32 protein-coding genes are annotated in these 26,180 nt (G+C 39.2%); all 32 read right to left on the bottom strand.

The window, feature by feature from the left end; genetic code table 11:
• Window positions 1-297 precede the first annotated feature (297 nt).
• The gene (locus NQ541_RS04875; protein WP_005609796.1) at window positions 298-1,665 is read right to left on the bottom strand and encodes a spore germination protein; all 1,368 of its coding nucleotides are present in this window, start codon (window positions 1,663-1,665) and stop codon (window positions 298-300) included.
• Between the two features lie 69 nt (window positions 1,666-1,734).
• Window positions 1,735-2,247, bottom strand: a complete 513-nt coding sequence (locus NQ541_RS04870; protein WP_005609795.1) for a dCTP deaminase/dUTPase family protein — start codon at window positions 2,245-2,247, stop codon at window positions 1,735-1,737.
• A gap of 30 nt (window positions 2,248-2,277) precedes the next feature.
• Window positions 2,278-3,459 (bottom strand): aminotransferase class I/II-fold pyridoxal phosphate-dependent enzyme, encoded by a 1,182-nt coding sequence (locus NQ541_RS04865; RefSeq protein WP_005609794.1) that lies wholly within the window; start codon window positions 3,457-3,459, stop codon window positions 2,278-2,280.
• Window positions 3,460-3,527: 68 nt separating this feature from the next.
• On the bottom strand, window positions 3,528-6,287 hold the full coding sequence (locus NQ541_RS04860; RefSeq protein ID WP_005609793.1) for a YfhO family protein: 2,760 nt from the start codon (window positions 6,285-6,287) through the stop codon (window positions 3,528-3,530).
• Window positions 6,277-7,227 carry a glycosyltransferase family 2 protein gene (locus NQ541_RS04855; RefSeq protein WP_005609792.1) on the bottom strand — a complete coding sequence of 317 codons (951 nt, stop codon included), beginning with the start codon at window positions 7,225-7,227 and terminating at the stop codon, window positions 6,277-6,279. The genes NQ541_RS04860 and NQ541_RS04855 overlap by 11 nt, the downstream gene beginning before the upstream one ends.
• Window positions 7,228-7,313: 86 nt before the next feature.
• On the bottom strand, window positions 7,314-9,806 hold the full coding sequence (locus tag NQ541_RS04850) for an ABC transporter permease (RefSeq protein WP_005609791.1): 2,493 nt from the start codon (window positions 9,804-9,806) through the stop codon (window positions 7,314-7,316).
• Window positions 9,799-10,500: an ABC transporter ATP-binding protein gene (locus NQ541_RS04845; protein WP_005609790.1), complete on the bottom strand. Its 702-nt coding sequence runs from the start codon at window positions 10,498-10,500 to the stop codon at window positions 9,799-9,801. The genes NQ541_RS04850 and NQ541_RS04845 overlap by 8 nt, the downstream gene beginning before the upstream one ends.
• 100 nt (window positions 10,501-10,600) lie before the next feature.
• Window positions 10,601-11,476: a sensor histidine kinase gene (locus tag NQ541_RS04840; RefSeq protein ID WP_226969729.1), complete on the bottom strand. Its 876-nt coding sequence runs from the start codon at window positions 11,474-11,476 to the stop codon at window positions 10,601-10,603.
• Between the two features lie 41 nt (window positions 11,477-11,517).
• Window positions 11,518-12,186, bottom strand: a complete 669-nt coding sequence (locus tag NQ541_RS04835; protein WP_044940243.1) for a response regulator transcription factor — start codon at window positions 12,184-12,186, stop codon at window positions 11,518-11,520.
• A 263-nt stretch (window positions 12,187-12,449) separates the two neighbouring features.
• Complete coding sequence (locus NQ541_RS04830) at window positions 12,450-13,148, bottom strand: transglutaminase-like domain-containing protein (RefSeq protein ID WP_044940240.1); 699 nt, start codon at window positions 13,146-13,148, stop codon at window positions 12,450-12,452.
• 283 nt (window positions 13,149-13,431) lie between these two features.
• The gene (locus NQ541_RS04825) at window positions 13,432-14,022 is read right to left on the bottom strand and encodes a hypothetical protein (RefSeq protein WP_005609785.1); all 591 of its coding nucleotides are present in this window, start codon (window positions 14,020-14,022) and stop codon (window positions 13,432-13,434) included.
• Window positions 14,023-14,349: 327 nt separating this feature from the next.
• Window positions 14,350-14,748, bottom strand: coding sequence for a hypothetical protein (locus tag NQ541_RS04820; RefSeq protein WP_005609784.1), 399 nt, complete (start codon window positions 14,746-14,748; stop codon window positions 14,350-14,352).
• A gap of 12 nt (window positions 14,749-14,760) precedes the next feature.
• Window positions 14,761-15,282 carry a hypothetical protein gene (locus NQ541_RS04815; protein ID WP_147644475.1) on the bottom strand — a complete coding sequence of 174 codons (522 nt, stop codon included), beginning with the start codon at window positions 15,280-15,282 and terminating at the stop codon, window positions 14,761-14,763.
• A gap of 102 nt (window positions 15,283-15,384) precedes the next feature.
• Complete coding sequence (locus NQ541_RS04810; protein WP_005609781.1) at window positions 15,385-15,720, bottom strand: hypothetical protein; 336 nt, start codon at window positions 15,718-15,720, stop codon at window positions 15,385-15,387.
• On the bottom strand, window positions 15,721-17,142 hold the full coding sequence (locus NQ541_RS04805; RefSeq protein WP_044940234.1) for a toxin C-terminal domain-containing protein: 1,422 nt from the start codon (window positions 17,140-17,142) through the stop codon (window positions 15,721-15,723).
• Window positions 17,143-17,456: 314 nt separating this feature from the next.
• On the bottom strand, window positions 17,457-17,999 hold the full coding sequence (locus NQ541_RS04800; protein ID WP_005609777.1) for a hypothetical protein: 543 nt from the start codon (window positions 17,997-17,999) through the stop codon (window positions 17,457-17,459).
• 54 nt (window positions 18,000-18,053) lie between these two features.
• Window positions 18,054-18,740 carry a hypothetical protein gene (locus NQ541_RS04795; RefSeq protein ID WP_005609776.1) on the bottom strand — a complete coding sequence of 229 codons (687 nt, stop codon included), beginning with the start codon at window positions 18,738-18,740 and terminating at the stop codon, window positions 18,054-18,056.
• 385 nt (window positions 18,741-19,125) lie between these two features.
• The gene (locus NQ541_RS04790) at window positions 19,126-19,296 is read right to left on the bottom strand and encodes a hypothetical protein (protein ID WP_005609773.1); all 171 of its coding nucleotides are present in this window, start codon (window positions 19,294-19,296) and stop codon (window positions 19,126-19,128) included.
• 58 nt (window positions 19,297-19,354) lie between these two features.
• Window positions 19,355-19,765 carry a contact-dependent growth inhibition system immunity protein gene (locus tag NQ541_RS04785; protein WP_005609771.1) on the bottom strand — a complete coding sequence of 137 codons (411 nt, stop codon included), beginning with the start codon at window positions 19,763-19,765 and terminating at the stop codon, window positions 19,355-19,357.
• A complete protein-coding gene (locus tag NQ541_RS04780; RefSeq protein WP_233417821.1) occupies window positions 19,765-20,907 on the bottom strand; it encodes a polymorphic toxin type 28 domain-containing protein in 1,143 nt (380 codons plus the stop codon). Before NQ541_RS04780 ends, NQ541_RS04785 begins: the two co-directional genes overlap by 1 nt.
• 34 nt (window positions 20,908-20,941) lie before the next feature.
• The gene (locus tag NQ541_RS04775) at window positions 20,942-21,172 is read right to left on the bottom strand and encodes an RHS repeat-associated core domain-containing protein (protein WP_233417822.1); all 231 of its coding nucleotides are present in this window, start codon (window positions 21,170-21,172) and stop codon (window positions 20,942-20,944) included.
• Window positions 21,173-21,486: 314 nt separating this feature from the next.
• Window positions 21,487-21,810 carry an integrase core domain-containing protein gene (locus NQ541_RS04770; protein WP_259936580.1) on the bottom strand — a complete coding sequence of 108 codons (324 nt, stop codon included), beginning with the start codon at window positions 21,808-21,810 and terminating at the stop codon, window positions 21,487-21,489.
• Window positions 21,789-22,304 (bottom strand): DDE-type integrase/transposase/recombinase, encoded by a 516-nt coding sequence (locus tag NQ541_RS04765; RefSeq protein ID WP_259936578.1) that lies wholly within the window; start codon window positions 22,302-22,304, stop codon window positions 21,789-21,791. Before NQ541_RS04765 ends, NQ541_RS04770 begins: the two co-directional genes overlap by 22 nt.
• Before the next feature lie 47 nt (window positions 22,305-22,351).
• A complete protein-coding gene (locus NQ541_RS04760; protein ID WP_259936577.1) occupies window positions 22,352-22,639 on the bottom strand; it encodes a transposase in 288 nt (95 codons plus the stop codon).
• A gap of 86 nt (window positions 22,640-22,725) precedes the next feature.
• A complete protein-coding gene (locus tag NQ541_RS04755) occupies window positions 22,726-23,172 on the bottom strand; it encodes a hypothetical protein (RefSeq protein ID WP_005609766.1) in 447 nt (148 codons plus the stop codon).
• Window positions 23,173-23,499: 327 nt separating this feature from the next.
• Window positions 23,500-23,898 (bottom strand): hypothetical protein, encoded by a 399-nt coding sequence (locus NQ541_RS04750; RefSeq protein ID WP_005609763.1) that lies wholly within the window; start codon window positions 23,896-23,898, stop codon window positions 23,500-23,502.
• A gap of 18 nt (window positions 23,899-23,916) precedes the next feature.
• Window positions 23,917-24,081: a hypothetical protein gene (locus NQ541_RS04745; protein ID WP_167528442.1), complete on the bottom strand. Its 165-nt coding sequence runs from the start codon at window positions 24,079-24,081 to the stop codon at window positions 23,917-23,919.
• Between the two features lie 115 nt (window positions 24,082-24,196).
• A complete protein-coding gene (locus NQ541_RS04740) occupies window positions 24,197-24,322 on the bottom strand; it encodes a hypothetical protein (protein WP_005609761.1) in 126 nt (41 codons plus the stop codon).
• 119 nt (window positions 24,323-24,441) lie between these two features.
• Window positions 24,442-24,798: an integrase core domain-containing protein gene (locus tag NQ541_RS04735; RefSeq protein WP_259936573.1), complete on the bottom strand. Its 357-nt coding sequence runs from the start codon at window positions 24,796-24,798 to the stop codon at window positions 24,442-24,444.
• Between the two features lie 51 nt (window positions 24,799-24,849).
• Window positions 24,850-25,260, bottom strand: coding sequence for an IS3 family transposase (locus tag NQ541_RS04730; RefSeq protein ID WP_259936572.1), 411 nt, complete (start codon window positions 25,258-25,260; stop codon window positions 24,850-24,852).
• Window positions 25,250-25,597, bottom strand: a complete 348-nt coding sequence (locus NQ541_RS04725) for a transposase (protein WP_005609354.1) — start codon at window positions 25,595-25,597, stop codon at window positions 25,250-25,252. The genes NQ541_RS04730 and NQ541_RS04725 overlap by 11 nt, the downstream gene beginning before the upstream one ends.
• A 140-nt stretch (window positions 25,598-25,737) precedes the next feature.
• Window positions 25,738-26,172 (bottom strand): hypothetical protein, encoded by a 435-nt coding sequence (locus tag NQ541_RS04720; RefSeq protein WP_005609760.1) that lies wholly within the window; start codon window positions 26,170-26,172, stop codon window positions 25,738-25,740.
• Window positions 26,173-26,180: the final 8 nt, after the last annotated feature.

The following is a 26,180-nucleotide window of genomic DNA, read 5'->3' as shown; positions in this document are numbered from 1 at the left end:
AGGATATTCCTGACTTTTAGATATTCTTGATTTTTTAAAATATAAGCTTCCATAAATCTGTATTTTGGATCAGATCAGATAATCTTCCGCTCCCATCATATCATGTATCTTTCTGCTACGCAAAATTTTTCTGTCTTTTTAACAGGATCTTTTCAATCCTATTTTTGTTCAGTCTGTTTCCGCTTTTTGATCTATTTGGGCAACAAGCCAGAGTCTGTATCTGCTCAACACCCTGGCGACTGCCACAATAATTTAAGAATCCTTCAAAACAGATTTCTCGTAGTTTTATCCATCCCTTTAATTCAACTTTACATTCAGATAACTTCTCCCTGATAAAGTTTTATTGAAGATCAGGAAACAGAGTACCAGAATACATCCTATGATAAATCCCCACAGATTCAGCCAGGCTGTCAGAACCAGTAGCATCAGCCGCATGAACTTTAATGCATAGCCCAGTTCAAAATTAGGCTGGGTATAATTTGCCACTGCCACAAAAGCCATATACAGCATAACTTCTGAATTAAACCAGCCCGATTCTACTGAAAATTCTCCCATAACGATACCTGCGATCACACTGAGCGGTGTACTCAGCATCGTCGGCGTATTCATGGCTGCAAGCCTCAGACCGTCAATCGAAAGTTCCAGCAAGAGAAACTGCCAGATCAGTGGAATATTTACCTGATCCTGCACGACTACAAAGGAAAAGATTGACGGCAGCCATCTCAGATTCTGCATAAACAGCAGATAAAGTGGTGTAAAAAAGACTGTTGCAATCGTAATCAGCGTCCTTGATACCTTCAGATACACACCTGTGATCGTCGGAAAATAATAGTCATTCGCCTCCTCAATCATATCCAGGATCGAGGTTGGCAGAATCAATGCGGATGGCGAATTATCAACCAGTACCACTACCTTTCCTTCCAGCAGACACGCCGCTGCCGTATCCGGCCGTTCCGTATATTTAAATTTAGGAAAAGGGTTGAACCATTTTCTTTTAAAAAGTGCTTCTGCAAGACTTTGCTGATTCATCCTCAGATCTCCTACCTGTAGACTTTCAATCCGGTTTTTCAGATTTTTCAGGAGCTCCCTGTCCACCCGGTCTGACATATAGCAGACAGCAATATCTGTTCTCGATGCCTGCCCTGCCTCCGTCATCTCCATCACCAGATGTGGATCACGGATTCTTCTTCTCATCAATGCGGTATTAAATACGATCGTCTCTACAAATCCGTCTCTTGATCCCCGCAAAGACTTGTCTTTATCCGGTTCATCCACACTTCTCGCAGGATAGGTCCGGCAATCGATGCAAAGGCAGCCTTCATATCCTTCAATAAAAAGACAGGAAGTCCCCGACAGAACATTTCTCATTACCTGATCAAAGTCTGTCAGAACTTCCACTTCAACATAAGGTACCTCTTTCACAGAAAATGCCTGTGCATCTTCCGGCATATCCTCTTCTGTGACCGACAGGAACGAATCCATCAGCTTCAGCATCGCTTCGTCCTTCACAAATCCGTCAATAAAATAAAAAAAACTCTTTCTCCCGCCGATCTCCATCTCCCGCTTGATGATATCAAAGCTTTCTTTTACGGGAAGCACCTGATCCATATAAGCAATATTTTCTTCAAAAGAACTGCTTATTTTTTTCTCATCTTTTTTTATCATAAATCCGATCCTCTTTTCTTATCTGCATGATTCTCAAGGATTAGATTTACCATTTTTCTTCCAAATATACTACTTTGTCGTACTTCCAAATCCGCCATTTCTGACAGCCGATGCTTCATCATCTACAGTAATACCATACTGTACAAAAATTCCCTGCATAAATCCTTCACCGGCATGCACCGTTACAGTCTTATCTTCGTTGGAGTCATTAGTCAGTTTCGCAAAAATATGACCCTCATTGTCAGAATTATAATAGTCACTGTCAATAATTCCGACGGTATTGTTCAACTGTAATCTGTACTTGAATCCAAGACCGCTTCTCGGATAGCATTTCAGTACCCAGTCCTGCTCCATCCATACACGCACTCCTGTAGGAATCTTGATCGTCTCTCCCGGTGCAAGAACCAGATCCACCGGTGCAAAGAAATCATATCCCGCACTTCCGGCTGTTGCACGCTGCGGCAATTTTAATGTCTCATAAATCTCACGGATCTTTTCTTCGGACCGTTCCTGAAATGTATCTTTCCATGCCGCAGTAAACTGCCCGATACTCACTTTTTCAAATTTTGCAATTCTGTTCATCTGATCTCTCCCTTATTCTTCTTTCCTCAGTCAGTCTTTAAAAATTCCCGACTCATCCAGCACCCGGATGATCTCTGCGATCATCTGCTCGTCCACAACCAGTGCCATTCTCACATAACCTTCGCCTTCACTTCCAAATGCACTTCCCGGTGTCACGATCACTCCGGTACGCTCCATCAGTCTGATACAGAAATCGGCTGAAGATTCATATCCCTCCGGGATCTTCGCCCATACGAACATCGTTCCCTGGCTGTCCGGCACATTCCATCCAATCTTTCTGAGACCGCCACATAATGCACGGTTTCTTGCCTCATACTGCTGCCGCTGTTCTTCAATAAAATCATCCGGTCCGGTCAGTGCTGCGATCGCCGCATACTGGATCGGCAGGAAAATGCCATAATCGATCTGAGAGCGGAGTGTACGGAATTTCTCAATGATCTCCCGGTTTCCTACAACGAAAGAAATCCTTGCTCCTGTCAGATTATAAGACTTGGATAAGGAATAAAATTCTACTCCGACTTCTTTCGCCCCTTCAAATGATAAAAAGGATCTGCCCTGCTTTCTTGTATAAATAATATCAGAATACGCATTATCATGAAGTATCACGATCTCGTTCTTTTTTGCAAAATCGATCAGTTTCGGATAAAACTCATCCGGTGCACAGACGCAGACCGGATTCAGCGGATAAGAAACGATCATATATTTTGCACGCTTCAACGTCTCTTCAGGAATATGATCCAAATCCGGCAGATATCCATTTTCTTCTTTGATCGTATAATACTCCAGATTCGCCTTCGCCATGATCCCGCTCATCTCAAACATCGGATATCCTGGATTCGGCACAAGGATCGTATCTCCCGGATTGCAGAACACCATACCAATATGTGCCATACACTCCTGTGATCCGTACACCGACATGATCTCATCGGTCTCTACTCTGACTCCGAATCTCTTTTCATAACGGTACTGAACTGCCTTTAGAAGTTCAGGGAGATCCGCCAGTGCATACTTATAATTCTCAGGATCTTTACAGGCGTCCTGCATTGCTTTCATTACGTGCGGAGCCGGCTTGAAATCCGGTGTCCCCACAGAAAGATTATACACTTTTCTTCCCTCTTTGATCAGTTCCTCTTTTTTTTCATTCAGCGTGGCAAAAATCCCGGTCTTAAATCCATTCACCATCTCCGAAAACTGTATCTTACTCACATTCATTCCTCCCAGGTATTTATTCAATTCACATAGCCATAGGCTTCATTATAACATAATTCAGGGAAGAATAGTCACTTTTTCCTAATTAATTCCTGTCGTGCTTTTCTCCTTTGTCCGGTTGTTCTCAGAAGTATTCTCAGAAATATACCGATACCTCCCACTACAACTGCCACACCACTTAAGAGCAGTCCTGCCTGACTTCCGGCAGACTCATACCAGATCTTCACCTGATGTTTTCCCTCCTGGATGTGTATACCGAGAAAAGCGGTATTTAGCCTTTCCGGCTGTATCTCTTTTCCATCCACGGTTATGTGAAAGTTTTCATCATAGGGCAAGGATGTGACCAGCCACCCGGAATCATCTGCCTGCACCAGTCCTTCATAGCCATTGCCGGAGCTGCTTTGCGTCAACTGTACCGGATTCTGATACAGACTCCGGTTTCTGTCCTCATCCACAGATCCGGTCAGGCAGGAGATGTCTTCCAGTTCATAATCTCCTGATCCATAGATAACCGATAGTTCCCTCGTCCCTTCCGGCAGGGCAAATACATAGTGAAATGTATCGTCCCCGGTTGCATAATCTGTGTGAATACTGCTCAGCTTGTTCTTTGTCCCATTTACCGTCACGCTTACATCTTTTCCAGACTGGTTGTTTTTCACCTGGAAAGAAAGAAACAGATATTCCCCTTTCTGTGTCTCCCTCTCCATGAAAATTTTACCTGCAGCCGCCTTTTTCAATCGGATCCGGAGTTTCCCGGCTTCCGTGTAACTGACCGTCTTGTCCGAACTTTCTGTTCCGGCAAATGTAACACCACATTCTGAGAGAGAATCTTCTGCATCCTTTCTTGCGTTTTCCATTCCGGCTTTCTCCTGGCTGCTCTCCTTCTGCTCAGGCACAATGGCATACTCCAGCAGGTCGATCTGTTTCTCCTGCCATGTCAGATTCTGAAATGCTTTCTCCCCCATCGTCTGATCCGTCAAATAAAACAGAGGGGCTGCCTTCTCCTGACGGTACACCCGCGACTGACTGCCTGCTGATACTTTCTCTTTCTGATTTTCTGCATCCCCGGACAAGGGAACTTCTGTCCAGCCTTCCGGACAGTCACCGCCGATCAGATATTTCACACCCATAAACCGAAGGAACAGAGGATTTCTCTGTGCATCCAGCATCAGCCGGTTCCGGGTGGACTTCTCAAGACCGATTACCTGACGAAACCTTGTATACCATGGGTTTCCTACGGAAGAATAACAGGTGGTGAGATTCTGTCCGGCTGTCAGAATTCGATTCTGATTTGCCTTCTCATATTCCCTGTCGCCCCGCACTTCCATACGGACAGCATAAGATTCCTCTGACAGGATCGTTTCCGCCGCTATACGCACGCCAGGATCATAAAGTTCCTGGATCAATGCCCTTTCGGTATGGGTATCCCGGGATAGTACTGCAGTTCCTATACTGACTGCCAGTGCCATCATCAACGTCAGGATCGCTGTCAGTCCACCAGGTCGATCCAACCGCTTACTCTTTATTGGTCTCCCTCTTCTCATAAAAAGGGAACTCAATCCGGTACCAGTAAAAAGCAGACCGACACCGATCATCACCAGATCTAAGACCAAAAGAAACTGTTCTTCCCTGGAGGATCCAGCAGCTCCATAAAGCAGCACAGCTACAGCCGCCACAAAGCCAGTAAGAAGTTGTTTTCCGGAGAATATCCGATTCTGATCCGACAGCGTTTCGAGAAATGCTGCTGTCAGGAAACATACCAACGGCAGGAATGGCAGGAAGGCTTTGCTTCTTGCATACAGCCCGCCGTTTAAAAGCCAGGGGAATACTGGCAGGAGAAAGATCACAGCCAGGAGAAGAGCCAGTTTCCACCGTTCTTTTCCGATTTTCCTTCCTCTTATAATCCACATGCAGACTGCCATTACTGCAATGGCCGTCATGCCCAGTCCATAAGGATTGTACAGGTATTTTCCAACCGTCACATCCGGGATAAAAAGATCCGTGGCCTGGATGTCTTTCCCACCGCTCCTTCCCCCAGCCAGCGTACACAACACCGGACACAAGTAAAAAGCAGACAACACGATCCCGTAAAAAACAGGAAAGAGCTGCCACAGACAATCTTTGAAAAAAAGCAGAACGCTCTTAAGTCTGCCCGTTCCTTTTCCGGTGCTTTCTATCTTTGTACCGCACAGGACATAAATTCCAACTGCAGTAAACGCCGCAGGTGCAAAGTAGAAACTGGTCATAACTGTACACATTGCCCCTATAATCAACAAAACCTTACCCTTCGTTTTCCGGAGAGTATCCACCCCGATCAGCATGAGCAGAAGAAAGGGCAGGTAATCCACAAACATAACCTGTGCGTAGGTATGGTACACCACAGCAGAAGAACACATCAAAAACATTGCCCCGCAGATGCTGTACGGCTTCTTCAGATGGCGGTTCAGCCAAAGGAAACATAACACTCCGTCTGCCGTATACGTCAGGATTCCCATGATCTGAAACCACATTTCCATAGAAAGAAAAGGGAACGCATATGACAAAAGAACCAACGGGCTGTAAAGCCCGTAGTAAGCAAAATTGTAAATATTCTGCCCTCCGCCCAGTTCCGATGCAAACTGAGGGAAAAATTCATGGGTGCTGTAAAAACGCTGTCGGAAATATTCAGCCAGCACTGTGTGCTGACTGATCCAGTCAATCTGCGATCCTGCGATGGTATGTGACGTATTCTGTAGAAGGAACAGAATCCCCGCAGTCAGCGGAAATATCAGGATACCGTATTTTTCCGCAAACAGCATGGGCTTTTTTATTTTCCATTCCCTATCCTTCATTCTCTGTTTCCTCCTCATCCGTCTCTTTTAGCAGATAGACCGGCCGATTCTTCACCTCCAGATAAATCCGGGCCAGATATTGCCCCAGAATCCCCACGCACAGAAGCTGCACACCACTGATCAGAAGCATAGCACACATCAGAGTAGTCCAGCCCTGCACCGGGTCGTGCCAGATCAGATACCTGACAACCAAAAACAGGATTGCCAGGAACGCAGCCCCACAGAAAAAAATTCCACCGTAGGAAGACAGGGACAAAGGAAGTGTGGAAAATCCCATGATACCATCCAGCGAATACCGGAGCAGTTTCCCGAATGACCATTTCGTTTCCCCTGCCGCCCGTTCTACGTTGTGATAAGAAAGCCATTTCGTCCGAAATCCTACCCAGCTGAACAATCCCTTGGAAAAACGGTTGTATTCCCCCATCTTTAACACAGCATCTCTCATCTTCCGGGTCATCAGCCGATAATCTCTGGCACCTTCCACAAATTCAATCTTAGAGATCTTGTTGATCACTTTATAAAACATGGCAGAGAAAAATGACCGGATCCGTCTTTCCCCTGCCCGGTCTGTCCTCCTTGCTGCCACACAGTCATACTCACCAGTCTCCAGCGTCCGGTACATTTCCCCAAGGAACTTTGGCGGATCCTGCAGATCCACATCCATCAGCCCTACATAATCCCCTTTCGCATGGGTGAGTCCTGCATAAATAGCGGCTTCTTTCCCGAAGTTTCGCGTAAAAGAAAGATACCGGCATCTTCTATCCTTTTTCTTCAGTTCCTTTAACACCTTAAGAGTCCGGTCATCGGAGCCATCATCCACGAACAGAAGCTCGTATTCTGCATTTTCCAGACTGTCCAACACTTCTGTCACGGTTCTGTAAAAAATCGGGATAACTTCCTGCTCATTCAGGCAGGGAACAATGATACTGATCAGTTTCATAAGATCTGCACTTCCTTTTCTTTGTTTCTGATGTACAGTGTACGGGATGCTTCTAAACAATTCCGTAAAGATTTGTTAAACTTTTCTTAAATAATCCCTCTAATCCGCTCAACAACCGTACCACTTTTTTCCAAAACCATCCATGTAAATACAGGAACTGAAACACCGGTCAGAAAACTTACCAGCACTGCCAGCAGGATCGGCATCAGTGGAATTGAAAACGCAACTCCACGGTAATTCATTGACTGATAGAGAAAATAAGTTACTCCCATTCCTGCTGTCAATGTAACAGCCCATGCACCACATACATAGAAGAGTCCTTCCCTTATAAGCATTCCCAAAAGCTGTTTCGGAGTCATTCCAATGCTTTCCATCACCGAAAGGTATATCATCCGGTTCTGCACATTTGCGACAAAATTATTCATATAATTCATGATCCCGATCAACGCCAGGATCAGTACAATTCCCATTCCTAACTGTGGCATACTTCCCTGTGCTTTTCTGATCTCGTCTGCTTCTTCTATTTTTGATTCCCAGGAGAAATCGTTCGCATTCTCATCTTCCTGTAATAATGCCAGAAGCTTCTTCTCTGTATTTCTGTCATATTCTTTCTGGTATTTGATACTGGTCTTTAATGTAATGCACTGATCTGCAAATGACCGCACTACCCGATCACTTGTTATGATCGTAGGCGGATATCCCAAAATTGCCATATAATAGCTTTCATCCGTAATGCCTTTTATGGTAAAAGTTTTTGTCATCTGCTGATCTCCATACAGAGTACAGGTCACCTTTTTTCCTGTAAGCTCAGCATCCGTAAAATCCAGTCCATTCCGGTAAATAATACATACTTTTCCCGAAAGAAATTCTTCTTTCTTCACTGGATGCTCAAGACTTTTATTCAGATAATCAAATTCTGCTTCACCAATTCCAATCAGGGAAGACTTGAATTTTTCAGGATGATTCTGATACTCTTCCTTTTCCTTACTGTATGGAATACTCATCCATTTTGCATAAAATTCTTCCATCCACATTTCAGCGAAATCCGGTTCCCACGGAACTGTGATCTCTGTAAATATCATAGAATGAACTTTTGAAACTCCGTCTGTCTCACGGATTGATTTTATCAGAGATTCATCCAGAATATTTTTTCGTTCTGCCACATTTTCTTTTAGTGCCGTATCATTTTTGATCAGCAGATCCGTGTCCATACTATTCGACACGATTGTTCTTGCTGCCTGACTGTCCAGCATTGTCGTAATGCAGAGATATACCGATAAACTGGTGGCAAGCGACAGGATTACTACAGTAGTCCGCTTTTTGTCTTTTGTAAACTGTCCCCACGAAAGTCTCCGTATTATGTTTCCTTTTCTTCCTGCCTTTCCGCCTTTTCCGGCTGCCCGATAACCAAGTGCCTCCATCGGAGAGATATTTGCAGCCATTTTTACAGGTTTTCTGGCTGCAAGGAAAATCGTAGTTCCGACAAGCAGAACCGTTGCGATCAAAATAACCGGATGAAAGCAGATCATAACAGAACCGACATAGCTGCTTTTGATCCCCAGAGATTTTATCACTACAGGGATCAGGAAAAAGGATACCAGCACTCCCAGCAGACATCCTGTTCCCGTTCCGGCAAGGCCGAGCAGCAGCATCTGCTCCTTCATCATTCTTTTGATCTGCGTTTCTGTCATTCCAATGGTCTGAAGCAGACCATAATAACGGACTTTTCCTGCTACTGAAAGATGCATGATATTATAAATAAGCAGATACGCACACAAACACGTAACCGCACTCAGCCCGAGCAGCCCTGCCAGGATCTGTAACGATGTGCCAGGATCTTCAGTGAAAAAGAGAGACTGCTGCTTTCCCAGATTCATCCGTTCGATAAAGGCTTTCTGTTCTTTTTGTGTCATGAGTTTTTGCTTAAAATCAATAAAATAACGCCCCGAAGCAGACTGTGAAAGCTGCCAGCCTGACTGATCGTAAAATTCTTTTGAGACATAAAACTGCTTCTTTGGTCCATACCCGTCCCAGATGCCACTGATCCGGAAACTCCCTGTAGCAGTCCCGCTATATGTCCCATAGGACATAGTAAGTGTATCACCTACTGTCAGATCTTCATAACCGCATTCTTTCAAAGCTTCTTTTGTCACCATGATTTCATTGAAAGCTTTCGGATATTTTCCTTCCAGCTTTTCTCTCACCGACTCCATCATCTGTGTCCAGTATCCATCATCTGCCCAGACCAGCCCCACATTGGGTGTGGAATCTTTCTCTGTCTTTTCTACCCATCCACAGATCCCTATTGTACCGGTCAGAATAATCTCTGGAGCATTTTCACATATCTGTCTTTGTTCCTCTGTCACACCATACATGATCGCATCAAAATCAGCCCCTGACATACGGATATTCTGAAGTTTCTGAAGTTTGAAATAGGAATTTCCAACCGTAAATATTGTAAAGATCAGAAAAGAGGAAAGGAGTACTGCAAGAAACAGAGTTATGGTCTTTCTCCCATTCGCTTTCAAATTTCTCCACGCCATCCTTCGGATTACTTTATAATTCGGATTTTTAAGCATGAAGTTCACTCCCTTTCCCGGTATTGCCCACGATCTTCCCATCTTCAATATGTACAATACGGTCTGCAAGCTGTGCAATGTCCCTGTCATGCGTGATCAGGATGATCGTCTGACTGAATTGTCGGGCTGCCATCTTCAGAAGTCCAAGCACCTCATGACTGGTAGCCGAATCCAGGTTGCCGGTCGGTTCATCTGCAAGGATTATGACCGGCTTTGCCGCAACAGCCCTGGCAATCGCAACTCTCTGCTGCTGTCCGCCGGATAAATTTCCCGGGAAAGCATCCTTTTTCTTTGACAATCCTAAAAGTTCCAGTATTTCGCTTACATATTCCTCATCCACTTTTCTTCCGTCCAGTTCCACCGGAAGAACAACATTTTCATATACATTCAGATCCGGTACAAGATTATAATTCTGAAAAATAAAACCAATCTTTCTCCTTCGTAAGATCGCCAACTGCTCTTTTTTCAACCCGCTCAGAATCTTTCCATCAATCAGCACACTTCCATCTGTCGGCTCATCCAGTCCTCCCAGCATATGCAGAAGCGTGCTTTTTCCGGACCCGCTTTTCCCAATAATTGCAACAAATTCCCTGGCTTTCACGCGGAAATCAACACCATCTAATGCCTTTACTGTATTTTCACCCATCTGATAATATTTTTTCAGACTTTTTGTCTCTACAATGTATTCTTTCATTGGTCTGTCTCCCTTCCTGATATCAGACAGAATATCTTATAAAAATCACAAACCAGTCTCAATCTGCAATTATCTCAGGACTGTGACAGATGGAATTTTTTTACACTTTTCCCACCGGAAAATACAGATTAAAAGTTGCTCCCTGTCCTGCTTCGGACTGAACTTCAATATAGCCTTTCTGAATCTCCATTATCTTTCTCGCAAGATATAATCCGATTCCGGCTCCCGGTTTCTCATGCACTTCCGGTTCACGATAAAATCTTGTAAATATTTCTGCCTGTCTTTCCGCAGCGATTCCTTTTCCCGTATCAGAAATGCTGACCTTAAAAAATAACTCCTGCTTCTCTGTCTGAATACTTATTTTTCCACCAGGCTCCGTATATTTGATTGCATTATCCAGGATGTTATGAATTGCTTCCTCCGTCCATTTACTGTCATGACCGATGACTATATTTTCATCACTCTTCACATACAGATCAATGCTTTTCGATGCTGCCTCCGGTACAAGATCTGCAACTGCATGGTGGATGGTCTCATACAAATTTTTGTCTTTTTTCTGTATCTGGATAATTCCGGTTTCAAGTCTCGACATTTTTAGCATGCTCTGCATTAAGAAATCAATTTTTTCCATCTGTTCTTTAATTTTTGAAATAAATATTTTTCCATTTTGTGAGACTACTTCATCTTCAAGAAGTTCCGTATATAACTTCATATTGGCAACAGGGGTTCTTGTCTGATGTGAAATATCGGCAATCAGTCCTTTTACTATTTCTTTTTCCCTGAAGCTATCTTCTTCTTTTTGCCAAAATACAGATTCTGCTTTCTCCAACTGCGTTCCGGTTCGCCCCCAAAGACTGTCCTCCAGCTCTTCTTCTGCTTTCCATCCTCTTCCCGTTATGATCGCTTCCAGGGTATCTTCTACTTTTCCCGCAAATAGTTCTGCTTCTTTTTTTATCTGATAATTTTTCCGTATCATTATAAGTACCGCCACAGATAAAGCGATTATTATGCTCCATATCAGCCAATCCATTGATATCCCATCCCATATACATTTGAAATATATTTGTGAGTTTCATCTTCGATCTTTCCTCTCAGACGGTTAATGTTGACTGCTAGGGCATGCCTGTCTACAAACTGACTCCCGCTGTCCCATAATCGTTCTAACAGCAGATCATAGGTAAGCAGTTGTCCACGATTCAAAAGGAACTGCCGAAGCAGCCGGCACTCTGTTGGTGTCACCGAACATTCCCGACCTTTCACAGATACCTTCACATTATCCATGTCTATAGATAAATACCCATCTTCAAAGATCAGTTGACTGACCAAAACCGTCCTTTTCAGAATCACATCGATTTTCCTGGACAAAATCTTCATTGAAAATGGTTTTGTAATATAATCTTCTGCACCGGATTCATATCCCGTCAGCACATCTTCTTCCATATCTCTGGCTGTCAGATAAATAACCGGAGTTTCCTTCCTGCTTTTTATCCAACGGCAAAAAGAAAATCCTTCTCCATCGGGAAGATTCACATCCAACAACACCAGGTCAATCCGGTTTCTAAGGAACTCTGTCCGTCCGCTCTCAGCAGACTCAGCACCATAAGTTCCATATCCCGACTTTTTCAGAGAATAACAGATGGCCTGGTTCAGATCATGATCGTCCTCTACGACTAATATATTCTGCATGTCCCTTCTCATCTCCTTTTCCTGTAAAGCTCACATTGAAAACTCTATAAACCACGGTTTACATTCATCATAATCTCCACAGTATCTCTCCATAGTTTACCATAAATCATTCCCTATAACAGAGTAACCGGAAAGTATCTCCATTTTGTGATTTTAGCTGAAAACGCCAGGCACCGGAATCCCTTGAAAACCTCAAAATTTTCCATTCCAGATGCCTGACATTTTTTCTTATAAAAATTTTTTTCTTCCTGTTCCGAAACAAATTATAGGTTTCTGATTTTTTTAACATTTCTATTCATCAAATGCCTGCCCAAATGCTTATACATAAATGCTTTAACTGCTGACATTTCCTGATGATGTACTTGAAGTAAATCGTCGGGTGAATCATATATTCCGAAATCCTGAGTAATTCCCTCGCTTTGGATATATGTATTATTTCGGTTAAAGTCAATGGTCGGATTTTGAAAATCCTTAACTGCTACGCCGTATCCACAAAAAGTACCTGTGCATTTTTTGTTCTTATTTTGCAATTTTCTCAAATACATAATATCAAGAATATATCCTTCTAATTCATACCATTGGTTTTCGTGATAAACCTCAACCCAGCTATGAAATACTTTTTGTGGTGCATTTTTATATACAATCCCTGTCATTGCACCCTTTTGCAGCTTTTTATCAATCATAAATCCATGAATCCTGCAAGGAATATTGCACGCTCTCAGCAATGCCATAAACAGCGTTCCTTTTGTGTTGCACTGACCAAAACCATCAGCCAGAACTTTTGATGCAGGAAGACTGTCATCTATATTGTATCCGAACAATATTTCATCTCTTACAAAATTGTATATGTCTCTGATGCACTCAAATTCATCCAGCTCATTCCATTTTCTCTCTTTAATCAACTGCTGTATTTTTTCATTTGAATAATCCAGCATCATTGTTTCTTTCAAATATTTTTCCATATTTTTAATTTTCACCTGCCTTTGGCAATGCATATAACATTAAGAGCAATAATCTTAAGGAGTGACAAATTTATGAACGCAGTAGGTATCGATGTTTCAAAAGGTAAGAGTATGGTTGCTATTATGCGACCTTTTTCATCCATTTTCTTCTAACCATTTTCTTATTTCATTTGTTATCTTTAACTGCATCTTTCTTTATGCGGTTTCCGAAATACGCTGGACATAGCCGGAGCTACCTTGCTACCAACTGCTCCTTTTCCCTTATCGGAAGTCGCCAGTAATTTTAATTGTCATCTTTTAATTCATACCGAAAACTCTGTTTCTTAATTATTAGATAATCTTTTGTTTTATCTATTTTATAATCTGACATTTTTAAATCCAAGCTGTTCGCATCAAACATTTCATTAAAAAAAATCCAAATATCAATGTTATGTGCATTATTTAAGAGTTTATTCATATCTTCATCAAACTCAAAAATAACCTCCTTCCCAATTGCACATACAATCAATTGTTTATCAATCTGGGGCATCGCAAATGAAATAAATGATTTAATTAATTGATAATAATTATTTATATTTTCATATTTATTATTATTAAACCAAATTGTATAACAAAATCTTTTATCAACCTTTTCTATGTTTAATCCCACATACCCATCCACTGCTTTCTGCGTAATGCATACAATTTTTGTATCAAGTAGATTTTGTATATCTTCTTTAGAGCCTAACCTATGTAATCCCTCATACGCCCAATTGTTCATTGCCTCAATAGTCCTATTGCCCTGTATTTCAACCTGCTCATGAATAAATGAAAATAATATATCATTATCCAAAACAACTCTAGATATAATATTTATTTCTACTACTTCTGCCATATAGTTCCTTTCTGTTATTTACTTCTTTTCGGAATACCGTCAGACCAGTTCCAGGTATGTTCATGCAGATATGCTGGATGTGTTTTACAATTTTCATTTATATACAAAAATCCACTCAATTGCTGGCAAGTTTCCCATTGCTTTTCTTGCATACTCAAAATAATACACTGTATTAGAAATTTCATCATACAACACTTCCAAATTATACATTTTCCCGTTTTTATACATAGTAGTATAATAAATACATCGTTACATTTGAACCTCTTTCATTCATCATAAAAATCGCCCTAAAAAACTGATACTCCTTCGTAAATTCAAGTAAAAAAATCAAATTCCCTCATATAAAATATCTGCTTTCAAACATTCCGCTTTATCGCACAATCGCAATAGTCCATCAAGTATATTTAATAATTCACATTTTTTATATATTACTTTTTCGTACTTCATCTCATCTATTAAAAAATCACCTGTTAAGTTTATTTCTTCTGTTCCCAATGAAAATAACCCTCTCCACTTTTCTAATATTGTTTTAAATTTAACAAGTTCCTCATCAGATATTAAGGCCTCTCCATAATATGGTAATCCACTCTTAAGTGTTTTCCCATTCCACGATGAAACAATCCAAAAAAGGCTGTCTTTTATATAGTTAATAAAATCATCCGGAATATTAACCTTTTCAATTTTCTCTTTATTTTTGATTATACTGAAACAATGTTCCAATGCCATAGTTTTACCTCCCTATTGTTTTCCAAATGACACAATTGATCCATCTGGTGCAATATCAATATATTTTCCATTTTTCTTATAGCGAATTACCCCCTCCACTTCACCTCTAACACGGCTTTTTGTTGATCCTTTCTTTGCGTTTTTTGCAAACTCTTCTGCCTTTCTAAGATATTGTTCAGTATTTTTTGCACCAACTCCGTCACCATTTCCTTTACTACTTTCCGATTTCTGGATCCGTACATCGAACATATTCGCCAGTGCGGAACCTGAGATTGCCAATCCGGTGCCTGCAATCGCAATTCCCGATGCAGCAGCCGGAACACTGATTGCTGTACTCACACCGCCTGTCAATATCTCACTTCCGCCACCCAACAATGCTAAAATTATTCCTGCCGCCGTCGTAGCCATCCCAACTCCAAATTTGAGGCTGTCTTTCCATGTTCCAGTGTAACGGATACTGATATTCGGCAGTTTCTCTTTCAATCGTTGTAATTCCATCTTAGTTACAACCATCGCACTCATTCCTGCTATCATCGTTGCTTGTTTTCTAAATCTTCTATTAGTGGATTTTTCATTAATAATTTTCAACAACCTTTTCATTCTTGCTAATGAAAAGGTTCATCTAACTATCCCATGCTATTCCAACTCATATTCATATATTGGATTAATTAAAGATAAAACAAATACAATAGCATTATTATATCCTGACATTCTTTCTTGCTCATTGTCTCCTAGATTATGTTCATTGTCTAATTTCTCCGAAACTTTTTTTAAAATACATAAATATTTTTCAACAAACGCATCAATTGTTAACAACTCAATATCAGTTAATATTTCGCTATATGCTTCTATTTCACCCTTATTAACATACATATATTCCTTTTTATCAAAAATATTATTATTTTCTATAAAATCGATTCTAGAATAAATAATATCTCTAATTGTAATATTTTTTGTCATAGTATTTTTCATTTAATCCCCTATTCTATTCAAATTTCCATCATAAGTTCCAAGTCTTGTACTTTTACTATTTAATTCTTGTGGAGATTTTCCCATTTTCCATACCCCACCGTTATGCGGTCCACTTCCATCGGCACTCCCGATATCTTGACTTATATATGTTTTTGTCTTTTTATTGTAATAAATTGGTTCTCCATTTTTTGCTCTGTAGTTTGTTTTTTCATACCCCAACTTCTTAGCAGCTTGTTGTGATTCCTTCGAAGTCATTCTATGCCATTCAGAATTTGTACCCTCCTTATTCAATGCCTCTGATGTGTCACTACCATTCTTCCCGGATTCACTGCCTTTACTGCTTTCTGATTTCTGAATCCGTACATCAAACATATTCCTTAAAGCATCAAGTGATATAGCTAAACCTGAACCTGCAATACCAATTCCTTCTGCCGCAGCCGGAATACTGATTGCACTGGATGAACCAACGCTTGCTATTTCACTTCCACCACCCGCTAATGTTAAGAGCGGTCCTCCGCCCGTCGTAACTATACCAAGTCCCAACTGCAAACTGTCTTTCCACGTTCCTGTATAATCAATACTGATATTGATATTAGGAAGTTTCTTTTTTAACTGCTCTAATTTCATCTTGCCTATGGTTATTGCACTTATCCCGATCGCAATATTAGCAGCCTTGACAGACTTAACTGCATCTTTCTTTATACGACTTGCTGTAGTACAAAACTTTCTTACGGTTTTCTCTATTGCCTTTGTCCAGGAATTTCTGATATTTCCAGATTCTTTCATTTTTGAACTAAACCAGTTATACCTGGACTGTCCAAAGCTTTTCGCCCGTTCATAGGTCGATGGCCGATAAAAATTACTTTTACCGCTTCCTCTGCTGGATGATGAATATTTTCTGTTTCCAGCGTTACTTCCTCCACTTGAATACCTTCCCCCTGATGAAGATTTTCCGGATTTGTTTTTTTCTGATGAGCCACTACTGGATACTATATTTGTAAGTGCCTTTTTTGCATTTTGATAGGTATTGGATACCCTGTTTTTTGCCTTATTATAAGTGTTTTTCACCCATGTTTTGGCTTTATTATAGGTATTTTTTACCGTAGTTGCAACTTTCTTTGCAGCTGATTTTATCTTACTTAAGATTCCATGTCCACTCGGATCACTGTAATTCACCGGATTGTTTTCCGCATAGGTATACAGGTTCTGGCTGAGTGGTTCTAACAGACTTCCCAAATAGCTGTCCTGTGTCAGGAAGATTCCTTCCTCTAGATCATAATATCTCGCTCTCAGGTACTGGTTTCCGGTCGATGCATCGATATATTCCGCATTGTAGGTATACGGATTCTGTATCTCTGTATTTCCACTTACGGAGACATTGCCAAATGCATCATAGCTGTTCGTAATGCCGTCCGGGTTCACCACGATCCCCTCTTCTTCTGCCCTTAGGCACACAAATATAAAAACTGGAGAGTGTCTGTTATTTTTCGACCATTCTCCAGTTTTTAATTATTCAAAATCCAAGAGCCCTCTTCACATCTGATTGACAGATCCTTTTGAACTAAAAATTAAAACAGCTAAAAGCTATTAAAACGACTTAAAAATATATTCTAACACCAATGATATTATCTGTATCGAGACATTCTAACGGTTCTACTAATATATATATCCTACTTTACATGGACATGGCATGAAAAACAAATTAAACTATCCGAAGCACTTACATCGTTTAATCTTCACCAGGTAAAACTATTTACTGCTTCCATCGTCGCATCATCACATTCCTCCGATTTATCATAATTTGTTTCCTGAATAAGACAATATTTCTTTTCACCTATAATATAATATTGTGTCGTTACCGTACCATTTGATTCCGTTATAGCAAAAGTAAGCAAAGTATAACCTTGATCTGTAGTACCTGCTGTTCCTTTTAATGTTGCATTATCTAACTGTCCTATTTTACTTGACAATTGCTGTAAAATTGCTTTCTCAAACTGTTCATATTCTTCTTCTGAATAATCACTCTCACCTGAACCAACAACAAAATTATTGAACTCATCCTTATTATCCGTGCCTTTTTTCACATATACATATTTTTCATCTCTGGAATAATCACTTTCACTCCATCCCTTCATAATATCGTATTTTCCAAAAGACTTTTTCTTTGTTCCACTATCATCAGAGTTATCTACCGGATCCTTCTGCACTATACAAGCCGTACAAACAGTAATAATCCCCATTATAGTTAAAATGCATCTCAATTTTTGTCTCATGTTCATAATTCATTTTCTCCTACTTACTTATTTCTGAATATTTTTACAGTTTATCAATTTTTAGTATGACTCTTTATTTTTCATAGCTGAATTATATGCCTCCACTACAGCTTCTTCTATAGTAGCTTTCTCTTCTTCCCTTTGATTAATTGGAACATCTCCTATTCCAACTATATTTTTTCCCTCTGTCACAAAATCGTATAGAAGTTTGTACATTTCTGGTTCAGAGAAGTAATTTTCAACTCCTGTTGAAAAAGTGGTATCTGGATAGTCTATCTCAGGTAGCGTTGGCGCAGCATTCAGTATTTCTACTATAGTTTCCGTCACATCACTGGTATCTACTGTATGATCTACGTCTATCACCAATGCCAGTGTTTGATTATCCTCATCATACCTAATGTCATATCCATGTTTCTTTGCTATCTCAGCAGTCTTATTGATGAAATTCCCTTTTTTCTCAATTTCCACTAAATATTGATCATAACATCCAAAATGATATCTATTATCATACATGATTGTATGAACTTTAAATTGAATTCCCTTTTCATCTTCACATACCGCATAATAATTCCCATTATATTTATCATAAGGTTTTACTATTTGAAATGTATGCTCCGGATATGTCTTTTCCAATGACATAATAATTCTTTCCTCTCTGTTTGCTCCTGCAAACGTGTCTTTATCCGCGCATCCTAAAACACTTAATACAATGAAGCCACATAATAATATACAATATAATTTTCTCACTACTCTTTCTCCCTACTGAATCATCCAATCCGCATCACACAAGGTGGTAAAATTGCAACATCTCCTGGACATCCTTTTCATTATCATTTTTGCATCGTACAATCACATATCTTTTACCATTATAAGGAATGATTATTTTTCGTCCTTTGAATTTTACCTGTGATAATGCATTAGATAGGATTTTGCTGACCATATTCCCACCACGATCCATAAATAGCAGTCCACCCTTCCAGTAAAGAATAACCCACATATTTTTTTGAAGTACAATCGTATATACAAACATTGCGATGGCACACGCCATGAAAAACAGACTATATCCCCAGTTTTCTGATCCACTTATATACGAACCAATTGTACACAACACAAGAAATATACAGAGTACCGGTCACAGGTATCGAATAGCAATTCCCTCATAATATCCTGATACAAAATAGCGGAAATTTTCGTTCCATTCCTTTTCACTACTTTCAATCAAATCCAAAGTTTTCTTCTGCATTATCACTTCAAATGCTGTCGTTGCAGCCTGCGCAACTATCATTTGAATAAGATTTACCATTTAGTTATTCCTCCCAGCACAAAAGATTTAAACCTCTTTCAAAAAATTAATCAACTTATCACATTATTTTTTTGGATAAAGTATCTATCATATCTTTAAATTCTTCCTCTTCTCCGGCATATATCCAGTCACGTGTTTCACTTTTTACTAATGCATTCTTAATAATATTTTTTAAGTCATCTGCATAAGATATTAAAAATGAACTATCCATTTCTGATACTTTTTCAAGGAGCTCACCTTCATATAATTCGCCAACAAATACATCCTCTTTCAAAAAATTTATTGCCTTTGATACAGCAAGATTTGTAAATTCTTTTTGACGTATCATTCTTAAAACATCTTCCACAGTAATTTCTGCAATTGTTTTTTCTATTAATTGATTATACCATTTCTGCAATGGATACAATTCCTCATTAGAGGAAATAGATATACAATTATATATTTCTTTTATTTTTCTCTTGTCTTGCATCAATTTATACCTCCATAGGGATCAAACAATTCCTCTATTTTATTAATATAAGAATTTGCTTTATTCAGCCCTTCTTGCAATAATGCTCTATCTACATCAGAGAGGTTTGGATTTTTTAGTGAACCTTCTAAGGCTTTCTTAATTTTTCGTAACGATTTATAAGAATCTTGCATTTCTCCTAAATGATCAAAATATCCACCTCTGCCATTTGGAACTGGATCCCCTTGCAAGTCTCTTAATGTTCCACTAAAATCTCCATCTGTTAAATGGTCGTTAATCGTATTTTCCAACGCATTCAATCTACTTTTCTGAGCATCAGTTAATGTATTATCTACTTTCCCACTCTCACCAGTACTCTTCCCAGATTCATTTCCTTTATTACTTTCTGATTTCTGAATCCGTACATCGAACATATTCGCCAGTGCGGAACCTGAGATTGCCAATCCGGTGCCTGCAATCGCAATTCCTTCTGTTGCAACCGGAATACTGATTGCACTGGATGAACCAACGCTTGCTATTTCACTTCCACCACCCGCTAATGTTAAGAGCAGTCCTCCGCCCGTCGTAACTATACCAAGTCCCAACTGCAAACTGTCTTTCCACGTTCCTGTATAATCAATACTGATATTGATATTAGGAAGTTTCTTTTTTAACTGCTCTAATTTCATCTTGCCTATGGTTATTGCACTTATCCCGATCGCAATATTAGCAGCCTTGACAGACCTAACTGCATCTTTCTTTATACGACTTGCTGTAGTACAAAACTTTCTTACGGTTTTCTCTATTGCCTTTGTCCAGGAATTTCTGATATTTCCAGATTCTTTCATTTTTGAACTAAACCAGTTATACCTGGACTGTCCAAAGCTTTTCGCCCGTTCATAGGTCGATGGCCGATAAAAATTACTTTTACCGCTTCCTCTGCTGGATGATGAAGATTTTCTGTTTCCAGCATTACTTCCTCCACTTGAATACCTTCCCCCTGATGAAGATTTTCCGGATTTGTTTTTTTCTGATGAGCCACTACTGGATACTACATTTGTAAGTGCCTTTTTTGCATTTTGATAGGTATTGGATACCCAGTTTTTCGCCTTATTATAGGTGTTTTTCACCCATGTTTTGGCTTTATTATAGGTATTTTTCACCGTAGTTGCAACTTTCTTTGCCGCTGATTTTATCTTACTTAATTATCTTACTTAAGATTCCATGTCCACTCGGATCACTGTAATTCACCGGATTGTTTTCCGCATAGGTATACAGGTTCTGGCTGAGTGGTTCTAACAGACTTCCCAAATAGCTGTCCTGTGTCAGGAAGATTCCTTCCTCTAGATCATAATATCTCGCTCTCAGGTACTGGTTTCCGGTCGATGCATCGATATATTCCGCATTGTAGGTATACGGATTCTGTATCTCTGTATTTCCACTTACGGAGACATTGCCAAATGCATCATAGCTGTAAGCTGTCTCAAGTATTCCTTCTGTGTTTGTCAGATGATCTACCGTTTACAGTCCTATTCCTATCCTCTTTGCATCAAATTAGTAAACTACTTATTCATCAAACCAAAAGAAATGATTATATTCTTCATAATTTTTCAATAATAACAATGTATAGTGGCTCAGTTGTCAAGACAAAAATCTAAGATTTTTATAATGAACTGATATGGTTGATAAGTAACAAGGAACATGGGGAGGATAGTGGAACACTCCCCAGATCCATATATGCATTAAGCTGCATACGGCAAAAGCATTGCCGGGTAGTAACATTCAGCCGGTGTTTTGTAATCAAGGGCAGAATGGCATCTTTCAAAGTTATAGGTGTGGACATATCGTCCAATAGCAACTCTGGCATCCTTGATGTTGTTATACAGCGTCAGATAAGCTTCTTCATACTTGAAGCTGCGGAACCATCGCTCAATCATGATGTTGTCAGCCCAACGGCTTTTTCCATCCATACTCTGACGGATACCGTTTTCTTTTACAAATTCAATGTATTTCTGACTTGTGAACTGACAACCCTGATCAGAGTTCAAAATCTGTGGTTTTGACACAGCAAATGCTTTTTTAGAGCATTGATAACCATTCTGGTATCAAGGGTATCATCGACTTCCCAGCCTACGATACAACGGCTGTACCAGTCGATTACAGCTGTCAGATACAGAAATCCGTGTCTGATTGGAATATATGTAATGTCAATAGACCACGCCTGATTTGGTGCATCTATGACGGCATTTCGAAGAAGATAAGGACATCCCTTTGCCTGTTGCATCCGCTTGGAAAGATTCATCTTAGGATAGATTGGGTAAATATCCATCTCATTCATATAGCGGCGTGCTTTACGACGCCCAACATGATAACCTCTGTTTTTGAGTTGTGCAGACATTTGCCTTGCACCCCAGGTTGGATTATCCGTATGAAGATGGTCGATAATCTCTTTACAAGCCAGTTCTTCGTCTGATACAGGTGAAGTCTTGTAATAGATGCTTGTACGGTTGATATCAAGCAGTTTTGCTCCTACAGATGCCGGGATTTCTTTAGTAGTCAAAAGGTTTTGGACTAAACTTACTCTCGTAGTCAGGTCCACAAATTTCTTCAGATTTTTTTGAGCCAGTCAACCTGCATGGTTAACTGACCAACCTTTTTCGCATACTCCGCCTTTTCCTTGCGTTCTTCAGCAAGCTTGTCTTTGAGGTTTTCCTGACGCTTGTCATCGAATACTGCAGAGGCATTGTTAAGGAATTCTTTCTTCCAATTGCGGAGCAGATTTGGTTGGATGTTATTCTCGGTTGCAAGGGTGTTGAGATCTTTCTCGCCCTTAAGCAGCTCGATTACCAGGTCTGATTTAAATTTGGCACTAAAGTTTCTTCTTTGTCTGGACATAATGATGAATCCTCACTTTCATACTGATTTTAGTATATCAGATTCATTAATATTTGTCCGAAAAAGTGTCTTAATTTATGAGACCATTATAGTGCATTATTTAAGAGTTTATTCATATCTTCATCAAACTCAAAAATAACCTCCTTCCCAATTGCACACACAATCAATTGTTTACCAATCTGGAGCATCGCAAATGAAATAAATGATTTAATTAATTGATAATAATTATTTATATTTTCATATTTATTATTATTAAACCAAATTGTATAATAAAATCTTTTATCAACCTTTTCTATGTTTAATCCCACATACCCATCCACTGCTTTCTGCGTAATGCATACAATTTTTGTATCAAGTAGATTTTGTATATCTTCTTTAGAGCCTAACCTATGTAATCCCTCATACGCCCAATTGTTCATTGCCTCAATAGTCCTATTGCCCTGTATTTCAACCTGCTCATGAATAAATGAAAATAATATATCATTATCCAAAACAACTCTAGATATAATATTTATTTCTACTACTTCTGCCATATAGTTCCTTTCTGTTATTTACTTCTTTTCGGAATACCGTCAGACCAGTTCCAGGTATGTTCATGCAGATATGCTGGATGTGTTTTACAATTTTCATTTGTATACAAAAATCCACTCAATTGCTGGCAAGTTTCCCATTGCTTTTCTTGCATACTCAAAATAATACACTGTATTAGAAATTTCATCATACAACACTTCCAAATTATACATTTTCCCGTTTTTATACATAGTAGTATAATAAATACATCGTTACATTTGAACCTCTTTCATTCATCATAAAAATCGCCCTAAAAAACTGATACTCCTTCGTAAATTCAAGTAAAAAAATCAAATTCCCTCATATAAAATATCTGCTTTCAAACATTCCGCTTTATCGCACAATTGCAATAGTCCATCAAGTATATTTAATAATTCACATTTTTTATATATTACTTTTTCGTACTTCATCTCATCTATTAAAAAATCACCTGTTAAGTTTATTTCTTCTGTTCCCAATGAAAATAACCCTCTCCACTTTTCTAATATTGTTTTAAATTTAACAAGTTCCTCATCAGATATTAAGGCCTCTCCATAATATGGTAATCCACTCTTAAGTGTTTTCCCATTCCACGATGAAACAATCCAAAAAAGGCTGTCTTTTATATAGTTAATAAAATCATCCGGAATATTAACCTTTTCAATTTTCTCTTTATTTTTGATTATACTGAAACAATGTTCCAATGCCATAGTTTTACCTTCCTCGTATTATTTACTTCTTTTCGGAATACCGTCAGACCAGTTCCATGTATGTTCATGCGGATATTCTGGATGTGTTTTAGAATTTCCGTGATTAGTCATATCTACATCCCTGTATGCATTTCCATTAGAATCATACCACCGTCTTGTAATAATATTTCCCTGATCATCCAAGATATCTACACTCCTGATCATCAAGGTATTCCTTAATTAGTAATTCCATAGATATTATGAAATAATGCTAATTCAACTTTAATATGTTCTTCTTGAACATATTTCAAAAAATTAATCAACTCTTAATTTCTATTTCTGGCTCCTCTTCTGAAATAATATCAATATTATAATTCATTGTTACAATCACATCCAAATAGCCGTCTGCGATACTTTCGAGATTTTCAATCACTTCCTGATTCATTGTATAGTGGCTCAGTTGTCAAGACAAAAATCTAAGATTTTTATAATGAACTGATATGGTTGATAAGTAACAAGGAACATGGGGAGGATAGTGGAACACTCCCCAGATCCATATATGCATTAAGCTGCATACGGCAAAAGCATTGCCGGGTAGTAACATTCAGCCGGTGTTTTGTAATCAAGGGCAGAATGGCATCTTTCAAAGTTATAGGTGTGGACATATCGTCCAATAGCAACTCTGGCATCCTTGATGTTGTTATACAGCGTCAGATAAGCTTCTTCATACTTGAAGCTGCGGAACCATCGCTCAATCATGATGTTGTCAGCCCAACGGCTTTTTCCATCCATACTCTGACGGATACCGTTTTCTTTTACAAATTCAATGTATTTCTGACTTGTGAACTGACAACCCTGATCAGAGTTCAAAATCTGTGGTTTTGACACAGCAAATGCTTTTTTTAGAGCATTGATAACCATTCTGGTATCAAGGGTATCATCGACTTCCCAGCCTACGATACAACGGCTGTACTAGTCGATTACAGCTGTCAGATACAGAAATCCGTGTCTGATTGGAATATATGTAATGTCAATAGACCACGCCTGATTTGGTGCATCTATGACGGCATTTCGAAGAAGATAAGGACATCCCTTTGCCTGTTGCATCCGCTTGGAAAGATTCATCTTAGGATAGATTGGGTAAATATCCATCTCATTCATATAGCGGCGTGCTTTACGACGCCCAACATGATAACCTCTGTTTTTGAGTTGTGCAGACATTTGCCTTGCACCCCAGGTTGGATTATCCGTATGAAGATGGTCGATAATCTCTTTACAAGCCAGTTCTTCGTCTGATACAGGTGAAGTCTTGTAATAGATGCTTGTACGGTTGATATCAAGCAGTTTTGCTCCTACAGATGCCGGGATTTCTTTAGTAGTCAAAAGGTTTTGGACTAAACTTACTCTCGTAGTCAGGTCCACAAATTTCTTCAGATTTTTTTTTGAGCCAGTCAACCTGCATGGTTAACTGACCAACCTTTTTCGCATACTCCGCCTTTTCCTTGCGTTCTTCAGCAAGCTTGTCTTTGAGGTTTTCCTGACGCTTGTCATCGAATACTGCAGAGGCATTGTTAAGGAATTCTTTCTTCCAATTGCGGAGCAGATTTGGTTGGATGTTATTCTCGGTTGCAAGGGTGTTGAGATCTTTCTCGCCCTTAAGCAGCTCGATTACCAGGTCTGATTTAAATTTGGCACTAAAGTTTCTTCTTTGTCTGGACATAATGATGAATCCTCACTTTCATACTGATTTTAGTATATCAGATTCATTAATATTTGTCCGAAAAAGTGTCTTAATTTATGAGACCATTATATTGCTGTAAGTTCGCAGTTAATCCGAACGGTACGGTTTTTATCGGTCTTTTATTTTTTGTTTTTTAAAATACGATTAGCGACACAATTATCAGGTTCTATTTTTATTATTTCTCTTGCCACTGCTTCTGCTTCTTTTTCCTCAACCAGTTTTTCTGGAATATCGTGAAAAAAAATCACTTTTTCCATAGTTTCTACAGAAAAATCTATTTTTAATAATTCTCTGGTATGAAAAAGTGCCACTTCATATGCACCTTCTACAAAGCATAATGGATTAATCATTACATCTATAGTCATTTCTAATAAATATTTTGTTTTATTTTTTTCTAACATGTATCGCAAAAATCCGTATATTGCAATACTTTCTGTATCATATGCTAAATTCATGATTATATCTCTTTGTGCATTTAATGGTATTGTTAACATTACATTTTCTGCTTCGTGATAAAAACCCTCTAATACCAATTTTTTAAGTTTTGTTTCCATTATATTTC

It is taken from the genome of [Ruminococcus] lactaris ATCC 29176, assembly GCF_025152405.1.
Classification (GTDB): Bacteria; Bacillota; Clostridia; order Lachnospirales; family Lachnospiraceae; genus Mediterraneibacter; species Mediterraneibacter lactaris.
The sequence above is the reverse complement of the archived record's forward strand: the minus strand, read 5'-3'. Positions and strand labels throughout refer to the sequence as shown.